Origin of the sequence: Paraburkholderia sp. EG287B (genome assembly GCF_040965595.1) — a bacterium.
Classification (GTDB): Bacteria; Pseudomonadota; Gammaproteobacteria; order Burkholderiales; family Burkholderiaceae; genus Paraburkholderia.
Genome location: NZ_JBFRCG010000007.1, coordinates 101,165 through 114,619, shown reverse-complemented (window position 1 = coordinate 114,619; position 13,455 = coordinate 101,165). Strand labels below are relative to the sequence as shown.

The 13,455-nt window shown below is 65.6% G+C and carries 13 protein-coding genes; 2 read left to right on the top strand and 11 right to left on the bottom strand.

Annotated features, from left to right (window positions below; translation table 11 throughout):
* Nucleotides 1–2 precede the first annotated feature (2 nt).
* Nucleotides 3–908 (bottom strand): amidohydrolase, encoded by a 906-nt coding sequence (locus AB4Y40_RS13935; protein WP_368688182.1) that lies wholly within the window; start codon nucleotides 906–908, stop codon nucleotides 3–5.
* Nucleotides 909–928: 20 nt separating this feature from the next.
* Entirely contained in the window at nucleotides 929–1,243 is a 315-nt protein-coding gene (gene rhaM / locus AB4Y40_RS13930; RefSeq protein ID WP_368688181.1) for an L-rhamnose mutarotase, read from the bottom strand.
* A gap of 213 nt (nucleotides 1,244–1,456) precedes the next feature.
* Here rhaM and AB4Y40_RS13925 point away from each other — a divergent pair, with 213 nt between their 5' ends.
* Nucleotides 1,457–2,449, top strand: coding sequence for a LysR family transcriptional regulator (locus AB4Y40_RS13925; protein ID WP_368688180.1), 993 nt, complete (start codon nucleotides 1,457–1,459; stop codon nucleotides 2,447–2,449).
* Nucleotides 2,450–2,465: 16 nt separating this feature from the next.
* Here the strand turns inward: AB4Y40_RS13925 and AB4Y40_RS13920 are convergent, their stop codons facing one another.
* The 9 genes from AB4Y40_RS13920 to AB4Y40_RS13880 form a co-directional block, all read right to left on the bottom strand.
* Nucleotides 2,466–3,248: an SDR family NAD(P)-dependent oxidoreductase gene (locus tag AB4Y40_RS13920; RefSeq protein WP_069266104.1), complete on the bottom strand. Its 783-nt coding sequence runs from the start codon at nucleotides 3,246–3,248 to the stop codon at nucleotides 2,466–2,468.
* A gap of 53 nt (nucleotides 3,249–3,301) precedes the next feature.
* Entirely contained in the window at nucleotides 3,302–4,480 is a 1,179-nt protein-coding gene (rhmD, locus tag AB4Y40_RS13915; protein ID WP_201696319.1) for an L-rhamnonate dehydratase, read from the bottom strand.
* A gap of 24 nt (nucleotides 4,481–4,504) precedes the next feature.
* Nucleotides 4,505–5,803: an MFS transporter gene (locus AB4Y40_RS13910; RefSeq protein ID WP_368688411.1), complete on the bottom strand. Its 1,299-nt coding sequence runs from the start codon at nucleotides 5,801–5,803 to the stop codon at nucleotides 4,505–4,507.
* A gap of 166 nt (nucleotides 5,804–5,969) precedes the next feature.
* Nucleotides 5,970–6,722: an SDR family NAD(P)-dependent oxidoreductase gene (locus AB4Y40_RS13905; protein ID WP_368688179.1), complete on the bottom strand. Its 753-nt coding sequence runs from the start codon at nucleotides 6,720–6,722 to the stop codon at nucleotides 5,970–5,972.
* On the bottom strand, nucleotides 6,719–7,582 hold the full coding sequence (locus AB4Y40_RS13900) for a fumarylacetoacetate hydrolase family protein (protein ID WP_368688178.1): 864 nt from the start codon (nucleotides 7,580–7,582) through the stop codon (nucleotides 6,719–6,721). Before AB4Y40_RS13900 ends, AB4Y40_RS13905 begins: the two co-directional genes overlap by 4 nt.
* Nucleotides 7,583–7,801: 219 nt before the next feature.
* The gene (locus AB4Y40_RS13895; protein WP_028203061.1) at nucleotides 7,802–8,518 is read right to left on the bottom strand and encodes an MIP/aquaporin family protein; all 717 of its coding nucleotides are present in this window, start codon (nucleotides 8,516–8,518) and stop codon (nucleotides 7,802–7,804) included.
* 113 nt (nucleotides 8,519–8,631) lie between these two features.
* Complete coding sequence (gene glpK / locus AB4Y40_RS13890) at nucleotides 8,632–10,134, bottom strand: glycerol kinase GlpK (protein WP_368688177.1); 1,503 nt, start codon at nucleotides 10,132–10,134, stop codon at nucleotides 8,632–8,634.
* Between the two features lie 93 nt (nucleotides 10,135–10,227).
* The gene (glpD, locus tag AB4Y40_RS13885; RefSeq protein ID WP_368688176.1) at nucleotides 10,228–11,778 is read right to left on the bottom strand and encodes a glycerol-3-phosphate dehydrogenase; all 1,551 of its coding nucleotides are present in this window, start codon (nucleotides 11,776–11,778) and stop codon (nucleotides 10,228–10,230) included.
* Nucleotides 11,779–12,081: 303 nt separating this feature from the next.
* Nucleotides 12,082–12,861 (bottom strand): DeoR/GlpR family DNA-binding transcription regulator, encoded by a 780-nt coding sequence (locus AB4Y40_RS13880; protein WP_254316502.1) that lies wholly within the window; start codon nucleotides 12,859–12,861, stop codon nucleotides 12,082–12,084.
* A gap of 71 nt (nucleotides 12,862–12,932) precedes the next feature.
* Here AB4Y40_RS13880 and AB4Y40_RS13875 point away from each other — a divergent pair, with 71 nt between their 5' ends.
* The gene (locus tag AB4Y40_RS13875; protein WP_368688175.1) at nucleotides 12,933–13,382 is read left to right on the top strand and encodes a hypothetical protein; all 450 of its coding nucleotides are present in this window, start codon (nucleotides 12,933–12,935) and stop codon (nucleotides 13,380–13,382) included.
* Nucleotides 13,383–13,455: the final 73 nt, after the last annotated feature.

Sequence of the window (13,455 nt, the reverse complement as noted above, 5' to 3'; positions counted from 1 at the left end):
GCTCAAATGCGGTAGATACGTTCCGCGTTGCCGCGAAACAGCGCCGTGTGTTCGCTCTCGCTCGCGCCGCTCACGATCGACGCATACGCCTGCCAAAGCTTCGAATAGCCGCCGAACAGGCGGTCGACCGGAAAGTTCGAGGCGAACATCGCGCGCTCCGCGCCGAATGCGTCGATCGTCTCCAGTACATAAGGGCGCAGGCTTTCGACGCTCCACGCATGGTCGAACATCGCCAGTCCGCTGATCTTCACGGCCACGTTCGGGCATGCCGCAAGCAGGCGCAGGCCGTCGCGCCACGCGCGGTAGCCCGCCACGCTGTTGCGGTCGACGAACATGCCCGCGTGGTTGATCACGAGCTGAATGCCGGGATGCGCACGCGCGAGTGCGGCGGCCTCCTCCATCTGCGAGGGATAAAGCTGCAGGTCGAACGAAAGACCGTGCTTCTCCAGCAGCGCGAAGTTCTCGCGCCAGCTTGCCTCACGCATGTAATGCCGCCCCACGTAGTCGTAGAGCTTGTTCTCGTGAACATTCAGAATCTGGCGAATGCCGCGTGTACGCGCAAACGCCGCATGCGCCTCCAGCACCGCGGGCGCATTGGGCGAGCTGAGATCGCAGGCCGCGACGATCGCGTCGGGCAACGCGCGCGCCTCCCCCGCGTTCGCGGCAATGTCCGCGAGCCCTTCCAGCCAGCGCGTTTCTTCCACCGGATCGTCCGGATCGTGATTCGCTTCGACGTGCACGACCTTGAGCAAGTCAATGTCGCCGGCCTCGCGCAACAGATCGGCGGGCAGATAGTTGTGCTTGAGTTCGCGCGCATCACAGACGAACGACGTACCCGGATTCGCGAGCCACGGGTAATGATGCGTATCGAGGTTCCAGAAGTGGACGTGTGGATCGACGACCTGCATGGCATGCTCCTCGCGTGAGCTCAAGGCAAATGAAAGACCTGCACGAGCGGCTGTTGCAGCGGCACGTTGTGCGCATCCGTCTGCATGATGTCGGCCATGTAATCCCACCATTTGCGCATGACGGGCAACTCGGGCAGCGCGTCCATGGTGTGATCGTCGCGGCATTCGAGCACGGCAAAGAGATGGTGGGTCGCTTCGTCGAGAAAGATGCGGTAATTTTTCACGCCCGCGTCGCGCAGCGCGCTCGCCAGCTCGGGCCAGATTTCGCGGTGACGCCGCTCGTATTCGTCCCGCTTGCCGGGATCGAGCTGCATGCGAAACGCCATTGTCTCCATGATCGTGTCTCCGTCCAGCCTTGTTACGTCGTGCGCTTATGCCGCTTGTGTGACCGGGTGCAGGCGTCGACTCGGTGTTTGCCCTGGCTTCGCGGTGCGCGGTTGCACGCGTTTTTTACGTGGTTAGCTGCGTTGTGATCCGACTATAATTCCCGCATCGATAGCCAACCAATCCGATGTTGGGATCGGGCGATGCACAAACCGGATCGCTCCATGAACCATCACACTTCCGTCGTCGCACTCGTCAACCGGCTCAGATTCAAGCACCTTGCCCTGCTCGTCGCGCTCGACGACGCGCGCAACGTTCATCAGGCCGCCGACGCCATCAACGTGGCCCAGCCCAGCGCGAGCCGCATGCTGAGCGACATCGAGGAAGCGTTCGGCTTCCGGCTCTTCGAGCGCAACGCGCGCGGCATGCAGCCCACCGCGCTCGGCGTCGTCACGCTCGCCTACGCGCGCCGCGCGCTCGCCGAACTCACGCGCTTCGCCGAAGACCTCGACGTCAAGCGCCGCGGCGGTCACGGCCAGCTCACCGTGGGCGCGATCATGGGCGCCGCGCCCGACCTGCTCGCGCAAGCCGTCGCCACGCTCAAGACCGAACGGCCGCTGCTGCACGTGCGCATTCTCGGCGAAACGAGCGACCAGGTCGTGCAGCTGCTGCATCGCCGCGAAGTCGATCTCGCCCTCGGGCGCCTCACCACGCCGCTGCAGCACAACGACTTCAGCTTCGAACCGATCGCGCGGGAAACGCTCGTGCTCGTGGTGCGCGCGCGCCATCCGCTTGCGCGGCGCGAACAGGTCACGCTCGCGGAACTGATGGACTGGCCGTGGGTGGCGCAGCCCATCACGAGTCCCGCGCGTGAGTTGTTCGAAGGCGAACTCGCGCGCGCCGGTCTCGGCACGCCCGCCAATCTCACCGAGTCGGCCTCGATCTTCGCCACGCTGCAGCTGCTCGAAAGCTTCGACGCCGTGGCCATGCTGCCCGAGTCGGTCGTGCGCGACCATGTGCGCGGCAAGCTGCTCGTCGTGCTGCCGCTCGAAATCGGCAAGAGCCTGCCGGGCTACGGCGTGCTCACGCGCAAGAACGAGCCGCTCGCCGAGCCCGCCGAGCATTTCGTCGGCTTGCTGCGGCGCTTTTCGCAGCCCTTCAAGATGGACGATATCGCTCACGATGGTTCGCACGCGACCGCGCTCGCTCCTCATTGAAACGCTGGCCCTGGGCTCATTGCAGATTCACGAACAGCCCGCCGTCCACGAGCAGCGCTGCGCCCGTCACATAGCGCGCGCGGTCCGAGGCGAGAAACACGACGCATTCGGCCACGTCCTCGGGCGCGCCCAGCCGCCCGAGCGGAATGCGCTTTTCGAAGTACGCGCGCTTGCCTTCATCGCTGAGGTCTTCGGCGTTCAGGTCGGTGGCGATGGTGCCCGGCATCACCGAATTGCAGCGGATGCCATAGGGTCCAAGCGCGATCGCGCACGACTGCATCAGCGAATGCACGCCGGCCTTGGTGGGCGTGTAGTGCGTCTGCATGCCGCCGCCCACCAAAGCGCTGATCGAACTCGTCGCCACGATCGCGCCGCCCGTGCCCTGCTCCTTCATTTGCCGCGCAACGGCCTGGGTCACGTAGAACGCGCCGTTCAGATTCACGCCGATCGTGCGTTCGAGCACGGCGGGCGGCATGTCGAGAAACGAGTGGAACGGGCAGATGCCCGCATTGCTGGCGAGCACATCGACCTTGCCGAAGCGCTCCACCGTCTGGCGCACGAGATCCACGCCCGTCTGCGGCGCGGCCACGTTGCCTTCCAGCGCGATCGCGCGACGCCCTAGCCGCTCGATCTCGCCCAGCACCTCGTCGATCGCCGAGCGGCGGCCGTACGAGGCGTCGTTGTCGCCCCAGTAGTTGATCGCGACATCGGCGCCCTCGCGGGCGCTCGCAATCGCAATGGCGCGGCCGATGCCGCGCGAACCGCCGGTGACGATCACCACCTTGTCCTTGAGCAGCACGTGTTTCTCCTCGTAGCTTGTGATGCACCTCGCCTGGTGCGCGTTCGGTGCGCTCAGTGCGTGTATGGCCGCGAAAGTTTGCAGTCCGGATTGAGCCGCACGCCGAAGCCCGGTGCGTCCGGCACCTTGAGCCGTCCTTTCACCGGCACCGGTTCGTCGAGCAGCAGCGGCGTGAACATCGGCACCACCTTGTCGGCCTTCGGCGCCATCATGAGGAATTCCGCGAACGGCGAGTTATGGCGCGTCACGACGAAGTGGTAGCTGTACACCGAGGAGCCGTGCGGCACCACCAGCACGTTGTGGGCGTCGGCGAGCGCCGAGATCTTGATGAGTTCGGTCATGCCGCCGCACCAGTTCACGTCGGGCTGGATCAGATCGCAGCAGCCCATTTCCAGCAGCATGCGAAAGCCCCAGCGCGTGGCCTCGTGCTCGCCGGTGGATACCATCATGCCGCGCGGCACATTGCGGCGCAGTTCGGCATAGCCCCAGTAGTCGTCGGGCGGCAGGCATTCCTCGATCCACTTGAGGTCATACTCTTTCGCGGCCTGGGCAAGGCGCGTGGCATAGCGCACGTCGAGGCTCATCCAGCAGTCGTACATGAGCCAGAAGTCGTCGCCCACGCGCTCGCGCATCGTGGCAAGCAGTTCGAGATTCTTTCTGAGGCCCTCCTCACCTTCGGCCGGACCATGCAGCAGCGGCAGCTTGCCGCCGATAAAGCCCATTTCCTTCGCGAGATCGGGTCGCGCGCCGGTCGCGTAAAACATCAATTCGTCGCGCACGGGGCCGCCGAGCAGCTGATACACGGGCTCCTTGCGGATCTGCCCGAGCAGGTCCCACAGCGCGAGATCGACGCCCGAGATGGTGTTGAGCACGACACCCTTGCGGCCGTAGTAGAGCGTGGCGTAGTACATCTGATCCCACATCTTCTCGATGTCGGTCACGCGCTGCCCTTCGAGAAAGCGCGCGAGATGCTTCTCGACGATGAATGCGCCGATCTCGCCGCCCGTGGTCACGGCGAAACCCACGGTGCCGTCGCTCGCCTCGACTTCCACGACGAGCGTGCCGAGCACATCGATGCCGAACGAGCGGCGGCTCTGACGATACTCGGGATAGCGCGCCATCGGCGTGGAAATATGGTCGTCGATCCAGTGGCCGTCGGGTTGATCGTGATAATCGGCGCCGCCGCCGCGCACGGTGAAGGCTCGCACGTGTTTGATGGTTGGCATGGCCATGTTACGTAGCTCCTGGGTAGAGGATTAGCGCGCGCGCCGCACGGGCGGCTCGAACGAGCGAGCCGCCGGCGCAACGGCGCGCGGCGCGACGACAAGAATGAGCAGCGCGGCGGCAATGCTGGCAAGACCGAGCAGTTCGAGGCCCGCCGCGTGGGAAGCAAAGTGTCGATCGGCGGCGGCGCGCAGCATCGGCGCGACGAAGCCGCCCAGACCGCCGAGCGAATTGATGAGCGCGATGCCGCTGGCCGAGGCCGCGCCCGCCAGGTCGCGCGCCGGGAAGGTCCAGAAGAGCGGCTGCGCCGCGATGAAGCCGCTCGCCGCGCAGCACAGGCCGAGCATCGCGACGATCGCGCCCGCGGTGCCGCCAAGGCCTCCCGCCAGGCCCGACACGGCAATGCCGACACCCGACATCACGAGCAGCCGCGCAGCCCACGCGCGATGACCTCCGAGCCGGTCCGCACGGCGCGGCACGATCCACGTCAGCGCCACGGCGCACAGCCAGGGCACGGCCGCGAGCAGGCCCACCTTGAACCCCACGGAGGCGCCCACGAGCGAGGCCACCTGTTGCGGCAGAAAAAAGATCACGCCGTACACGCTCATCTGGATCAGCGCATAGATGCCGGCATAGGCGAGCACGCGGCGGTCGAACAGCGCGGCGAGCGCATCGCGCGGACCGTGTGCGGCGGCTTCACGCGCGTCGAGCTGGATCGCGCCCGTAAGCGCACCGCGCTCGTCGGCGGAGAGCCAGCGCGCGTCCGCGGGCTTGTCGACGAGATACCAGAAGGCCCACACGCCCACGACCGAGGCCAGGCCGCCTTCCACGAGAAAGAGCCACTTCCAGCCCGCGAGGCCGAAGGTGCCGTGCATCTCGAGCAGAAGCCCCGACAACGGTCCGCCGAAGATGAACGCCAGCGGCGCGCCGAAATAGAACAGGCCGATGGCGCGCGCCCGCGAGGACTGCGGAAACCACTGCGTGAGGTAATAGATGATGCCGGGGAAGAAACCCGCTTCGGCCACGCCCAGCAGGAAGCGCAGTACATAGAACGAGGTGGGCGACTGCACCCACGCCATCGCCGCGGATATCAAACCCCACGTGACCATGATGCGGCACATCCAGATCCGCGCGCCCACGCGGTGCAGCGCGAGATTGCTCGGCACTTCGAAGAGCGCGTAGCCGACGAAGAACACGCCCGCGCCGAAAGCGAATGCCGCGTCCGAAAGGCCCGTATCGTGCAACAGCGCCTTTTGCGCGAAGCCGATGTTCGCGCGGTCGAGAAACGCGAGCACGTACATCAAGAGCAGGAAAGGCAAAAGGCGGCGCATGGCCTTGCGGCCGGCGGCTTCTGCCAGCGTAGTTGCCAGCTTGGGTGCCTGGGTAGGTGCCTCGATCGACATCGATGTCTCCTGTCGGCGCTCTTCTATTACCACCGCGCCGTTATCGTGATCCCGCGCGTTATCCGGCCGATGCGCGCGGGTCCTGCTTCCCGCCTCAGTAAGTCGCGCGCCCGCCCGAAAGATCGAACACCGAGCCGGTGCTGAACGCGCAGTCTTCCGTCGTGAGCCACACGATCATCGAAGCCGCCTCGTCCGGCATCAGGAAGCGGTTCATCGGGATCTTCGCGAGCATGTAGTCGATATGCTGCTGCGACATCGAATCGAAAATCTCGGTCTTGGCCGCCGCCGGCGTCACGGCGTTGACGAGCACGCCCTTCGTGGCCAGCTCCTTGCCGAGCGACTTGGTCAGCCCGATGAGCCCGGCCTTCGATGCGCTGTAGTGCGAAGCATTCGGATTGCCTTCCTTGCCGGCCACGGAGGCGATATTGACGATGCGCCCATAGCCCTGTTCGATCATGCGCGGCACCACGGCGCGGCAGGTCAGGTAGCTGCCGATCAGGTTCACTTCGATCACGCGGCGCCACACGTCCACGGGCAGTTCCCACGTGAGGCCATTGCCGCCCGTGATGCCCGCGCTGTTCACGAGCGCGTGAATCGCGCCGTGCGTTTTCACGGTTTGCTGTGCGGCGGCCTCGACCGAGGCTTCGTCGGTCAGTTCGACCGTCACCACCGAGACGTTGCCCAGTTCCGACAATTCGGCGCGCGCGCGTTCGAGCCGTTCGACGTCGATGTCCCAGAGCGCGACCGACGCGCCCGAGCGCAGTGCGCGTTGCGCCACGGCATAACCCAGACCGCGCGCGCCGCCCGTCACGACCATCACTCGATTGTTCAGATCCAATTGATTCATTGCGCCTGCCCTCCTTGTTCCGCCACGAGGCGTTGCTGTTGTTCGCCCAGGCCGCTCACGCCCAGCCGCATGGTCTGTCCCGCGCGCAAATAGATGGGCTCCGGCTTCTGCCCCATGCCCACGCCGGGCGGCGTGCCGGTCGAGATCACGTCGCCGGGCTGCAGGCTCATGAACTGGCTGATATAGGAAACGAGCGTGGCCACGTCGAAGATCATCGTGCGCGTGTTGCCGTTCTGGTAGCGCTTGCCGTCGACTTCGAGCCACATGTCGAGTGCCTGCGGGTCGGCGACTTCGTCGCGCGTGACGAGCCAAGGGCCGAGCGGCGCGAAGGTGTCGTAGCCCTTGCCCTTGTCCCACTGGCCGCCGCGCTCGATCTGCCACGCGCGCTCCGAAACATCGTTGACGACGCAATAACCGGCCACATGATCGAGCGCGCGCTCGCGCGGCACATTGCGCGCTGCTTCGCCGATCACCACGCCCAACTCGACTTCCCAGTCGACCTTCGTCGCGCCCGGGGGAATCAGCACGTCGTCGTTGGGGCCGGTGATGGAACTCGTTGCCTTGAGGAAGAGCACGGGCTCCGTGGGCACGGGCATGTTCGATTCGGCGGCGTGATCGGAATAATTGAGGCCCACGCAGACGATCTTGCCGACGCTGCCCACGCAAGGCCCCAGGCGGGTGTCCGCGGGAACAAGCGGCAAGGCGGCGAGATCGCAGCTGGCGAGTTGGCGCAGCGCGGCCGCGCCGAGGCCTTTACCGGCCACGTCCGGGGTGACACTGGAGAGATCGCGCACGCGCCCCTCGTTATCGATCACACCCGGCTTTTCAGCCCCCTTACTGCCCCAGCGGACCAGCTTCATGCGGCGTCTCCTGAGATTGGAATGGATCGTTGACAGCCAATATAGGGGTGCCGCGATAGCCGAACAATCCGAAAGCCGCATGAGGCGATAGCGAAACCGGATCGCGCCCTTTGCACGGTGATGCGCCGTGGGTGCGCAGAAAAACAAAAGCCCGCGAACGCCGGGGCGTACGCGGGCTTGGTGCACGGCAACGCGCCTGTCGCGCAGGCGCGGTGCGGGTCAGTGCATGGCGTGCAGGTAATGATAGAGACCGGCCGCCGCGGCACCGCCGGCAAGCGGCCCGAACACCGGAATCCACGCATAGCGCCAGTCGCTGTCGCGCTTGCCCGGAATCGGCAGCAGCGCGTGCATGATGCGCGGCGAGAGATCGCGCGCCGGGCTCATTGCGTAGCCGGTCGGGCCGCCGAGCGAAATGCCGATGCCGAGCACGAGCAGGCCGACGGGCAGCGCGTCGAGCGCGCCGAGTCCCACCTGCGGCGAGGCCAGATAGAGCACGCCGAGGATCAGCACGAAGGTGCAGATCGCTTCCGTCAACACGTTGTGCCGCTTGCTGCGAATGGCGGGTGCCGTGCAGAACACCGCGAGCTTGATATCCGGGTCGGCTTCGTTCGCGAAGTGCTGTCGATAGGCAAGCCACACGAGCAGCGCGCCCGCCATGCCGCCGAGCATCTGCGCGGCGATATAACCCCCGACCTTCGACCATGCGAACTTGCCCGCGAGCGCGAGGCTGATCGTGACGATCGGGTTGAGGTGCGCGCCGCTGAACGAGGCGGTCACGTAGACCGCCACGAACACGGCCATGGCCCAGCCCATCACGATGACGATGAGGTCGGCGCCCTTGCCCTTCGTTTTTGCCAGCAGCACGTTTGCAACGGCGCCGTTACCGAGCAGCACGAGAATGGCCGTGCCGATGAATTCAGCAATATAGGGTGACATGATTGTCGTAGTCTCTCTCTGCCCGCGCGGTGCATGTGCACGAAGCGCATGCGATCCCGCTGCGGGTTATGTTAATTAGTTATGCTTGTAGGTTGTAAAACTGACTGCGCTGCTCAGTGCGAGTCGTCCGCCCAGGCCTTGGCCGCGCGCACCGCACGCTGCCAGCCCGCGCGACAGGCGTCGACCTGCGCGCCCTGCATCGACGGCGCGAAACGGCGGTCGAGCTTCCACTGGCTCTGCAGTTCGCCCACGTTCTGCCAGTAGCCGGTTGCGAGGCCGGCGAGGTAGGCCGCACCGAGCGCCGTGGTTTCGGTGATCTTCGGGCGCACCGCATCCACGCCGAGCAGATCCGCCTGGAACTGCATGAGCAGATTGTTCGCGCTCGCGCCGCCGTCCACGCGCAGCTCGCCCACGCTGATGCCCGAATCCGCTTCCATGGCCGCCAGCACGTCGAGCGACTGGTACGCGATCGAATCGAGCGCCGCGCGCGCGAGATGCGCCGAGGTCGTGCCGCGCGTCACGCCGAACAGCGTGCCGCGTGCGTGCGCGTTCCAGTGCGGCGCGCCGAGGCCCGCAAACGCCGGCACGAGGTACACACCGTCCGTGTGCGGCACGCTCGCGGCGAGCGCTTCGATTTCCGGTGCGCTCTTGATGATGCCCATGCCGTCGCGCAGCCACTGCACCACCGCGCCGGCAATGAAGATGCTGCCTTCGAGCGCATAGTTGACTTCGTCGCCGATCTGCCACGCGATCGTCGTGACGAGGTTGTTCTTCGACTCGATGGGCTGCGTGCCCGTGTTCATCATCAGGAAGCAGCCCGTGCCGTAGGTGTTCTTCACCATGCCCGTGCTCGTGCACATCTGGCCGAACATCGCGGCCTGCTGGTCGCCCGCGATGCCGGCCAGCGGAATCTTCGAGGCGAACACCGTGGTTTTGGTCGGACCGTAAATTTCGGATGACGAACGGACTTCGGGCAGCATGCTGCGCGGAATTTCGAGGGCGTCGAGCAGCTCGTCGTCCCATTGGCGCGTGTGAATATTGAAGAGCATGGTGCGCGACGCATTCGTCACGTCGGTCACGTGCAGTTCGTGCTTCGTGAAGTTCCACACGAGCCAGCTGTCCACGGTGCCGAACGCGAGCTTGCCTTGACGCGCTTTTTCGCGTGCGCCGGGCACGTTGTCGAGAATCCAGCGAATCTTGGTTGCCGAGAAGTACGAATCGATCGGCAGACCTGTTTTCGCACGCACTTTCTCTTCGAGGCCGCGCGCCTTGAGCGAGTCGCAGAAGTCGGCCGTGCGGCGGTCCTGCCACACGATGGCGTTATAGATGGGATGGCCCGTCTCGCGGTCCCAGACGATCGTCGTCTCGCGCTGGTTCGTAATGCCGATCGCGGCGATGTTGGTGCCGTTCATGCCGGCGCGCGTCACGGCCTCGGCAGCGACGCCAGCCTGGGTCGACCAGATTTCCTGCGGATCGTGCTCGACCCAGCCCGGCTGCGGATAAATCTGTTCGAACTCTTTCTGGGCCACCGAAACGATGTTGCCCTGGCGGTCGAAAAGCATGGCGCGCGAACTCGTGGTGCCCTGGTCGAGCGCAAGAATGTACTGTTCCTGCATGTCTCTCATCTCCGTCTGTACTAGTTGTGATGACGCGCCGCGGGGACGGTGCGTGGGGGGTACGTGACCTACCTTGCGTGCTGCCGGCGAACTTCAGTGCTGCGCGGTCGCCGTCGCGCTTGTTGCGGCAAACCAGTGATCGATTGCGGCGGCCACGCCGTTGAGCGTGCCCGGCGCGACATGGAGGCCCAGCTTCGAGCGGCGCCACAACACGTCTTCGGCGCGCGTGGCCCATTCGGCGTTGCGCAGGTAGCGCAATTCGGCCTCGAAGATGCCCGGCGCGACTTCGGCGCCGAGGTCCGCGAGCGATTGCGCGTTGTCGAGGAGCCGTTCGGCGCGCGTGCCGTAGGCGCGTGCGTAGCGGCGCGCGAGCGCGGCGGGCAGCCACGCATGGCGTCTCGCGAAGTCCTGCGCAAAGGGCTCGAAACGCGCGTTCGCGATATCGCCGCCGGGCAGCGGCGCACCCGCCGTCCACGATGGCGCGGCGTGGTCGAGCACGCGGCACAGCACGTCGGAAGCCTCTTCCGCGAGCTTGCGGAAGGTCGTGATCTTGCCGCCGAACACCGATAGCAGCGGCGCGCCGGCAGTTTCGTCGAGTTCGAGCTTGTAGTCGCGCGTGACGGCGGACGCATTCTCCGCGCCCTCTTCCTCGAGCAGCGGACGCACGCCCGAGTAGGTCCATTGCACGTCGGCCGGCGAGATCTTGCGCTTGAAATAACGGTTGATCGACTCGCACAGATAGCGCGTTTCGTCGCCGTCGATCGAGACCTTCGCGGGGTCGTTGTGATACTCCACGTCGGTCGTGCCGATGAGCGTGAAGTCGTGCTCGTACGGAATCGCGAAGATGATGCGCTTGTCCGGGTTCTGGAAGATGTACGCGTGGTCGTGCTCGAACAGGCGCTTCGTGACGATATGGCTGCCCTTCACGAGCCGCACGCTGTGTTGCGCGCCGCGCCCGAGCGCACCGTGGAGCACTTCGCCCACCCACGGCCCGGCCGCGTTGGCGATGGCGCGGGCGCGCACGTTGAAGGTGCTGCCGTCCGGACGGCGCAGCAGCGCCTCCCATTCGCTATCCGCGCCGTTCGTGGCGCTCGTGCGCACGGCGGAAACGAGCTTCGTGCGCGTGAGGATTTGCGCGCCGCGCTCTTGCGCGTCGAGCGCGTTGAGCACGACGAGACGCGCGTCGTCGACCCAGCCGTCCGAATACACGAAGCCGCGCTGGATCGAGTCGATGAGCGGCTCACCGGCCGCATGGCGGCGCATGTCGATGCCGCGCGAGCCCGGCAGCAATTCGCGCTTCGCGAGATGGTCGTAGAGAAACAGGCCCATGCGAATGAGCCAGGCGGGGCGCAGATTCGGCATGTGCGGCATGACGAAACGCAGGGGCCACATGATGTGAGGCGCCGCGCGCAGCAGCGTTTCGCGCTCCTGCAGCGCCTTGCGTACGAGCCCGAATTCCTTGTACTCGAGATAGCGCAGCCCGCCATGAATCAGCTTGGTGCTGGACGACGAGGTATGCGAAGCGAGATCGTCCTGCTCGCAAAGGAGCACCGACAACCCGCGGCCGGCCGCGTCGCGCGCGATGCCCGCGCCGTTGATCCCGCCGCCCACGACGAGCAGATCGTACCGGTTCTGTTGAGTCACCCTGCTGTGTCCCTGAAAGAAAAACGAACCTCGAAATGTTCGAATTCGAAATTTATCGAACATGAACGAAAAAGTAAAGTTTCGTTTTACGGGAAATTGACCGAAAGCAGTGCGTAAACGAGCATGCACCGAACAGGATCGAACGGTCGTCAGGCGCGAATGAAAACGGGGCCTTGCGCGTTGGCACGCGCATCCGATGGGCAACACCTCGCCCATTCGCGAAACGCGCCGGATTTCAGATCGAAGACGGAGAAAACGCGCGGACGACGCGCCCGGAAAAGGCGCGGACGAAAATCCCGCGGCTTACGCGGCGACGTGAACCTGCGTGCCCGCTGCGAGCACCGCCTCGTTCATTTCCTCGGGCAGCGGCTGGTCGGTGAAGAGCGCGTGAATCTGGCTCAGATGCCCCTGGCGCACGAGCGCCGGGCGGCCGACCTTCGAATGGTCGGCTACGAGATAGACCGTGCGTGCATGCTCGATGATGGCCTGCGCCACGCGGACTTCGCGCGTGTCGAAGTCGCGCAGCGTGCCGTCGGTCTCGATGGCCGAGGTGCCGATGATCGCGTAATCCACCTTGAACTGGCGGATGAAGTCGATGGTGTGTTCGCCGACGATGCCTTTGTCCCAGGGCCGCACGACGCCGCCCGTGATCATCACTTCGCAGTCGGGGTAGCCGCTCATCACGCTCGCCACGTTGAGGTTGTTCGTGACGACGCGCAGGCCCTGATGATGATTGAGCGCGCGCGCGACTTCCTCGGTCGTGGTGCCGAGGTTGATGAAGAGCGAGGCCTGGTCGGGAATGTGCTGGGCCGCCAGCGCCGCGATGCGGCGCTTCTCATCATGGAACATGTGCTGCCGCGCGCTGTACGAGACGTTCTCCGAACTCGTGGGCAGGCTCGCGCCGCCGTGATAGCGGCGCAGCAGATTCATGTCGGCGAGCCAGTTCACGTCGCGGCGAATGGTTTGCGGCGTGACGTCGAAATGCGAGGCGAGATCGTCGACCGTGACGAAGCCGTCGCGTTGCACCCATTCGAGCATTTCCTGCTGGCGCGCGTTCAGGGTGAGGCGAGGATCTCGTGTCATTGGCTCGTTTGGCAGGCAAGTGAGGACCGACCTATTGTAAGGGCTTGCCCACCCGAATCAGGAGAAAGCCGATGCATGCCGTACGCAAATGGATTGCAGGCGCCGCCGTGGCCGCCATGCTGGCCCCGCTGTGGGCCCCGCTGCCCGTCGCCGCGCAAACGAACCCCGGCGCGACGCCCCCGGCTGCGCCTGCCGCCCCCGCCACGCCCGCCGGCGACGGCACCTTCCTCCTGACGATCTTCCTGAAGCACGACGAGTCGAAGCCGCTGCCGAAGATCAATCAGCAACTCGCGGAACAGGGCTTCTACAAGGCCTTTCCGCCGCCCGGCATCGAAGTGGTCTCGTGGTACGTGATGATGGGGATCGGCCAGGTCGTGACGCTGCGCGTGCCCGCCGACCGGCTGCGCGAGGTGAACCGCGCGATCGAGCAGACCGCGTGGGGCGGCTATCGCACGGAGTTCTATCCGACCTACGACTACAAGGCGCTCGCCGAGCAGGCGCGGGAGCGCAACGGCAAATAGCGGGACGCCGGCGCGCCGTTCCTGGGCGCGCCCTGAAGCGGGCGCGCCCAGGGTTCCCCCTGAGCTTCCGTTA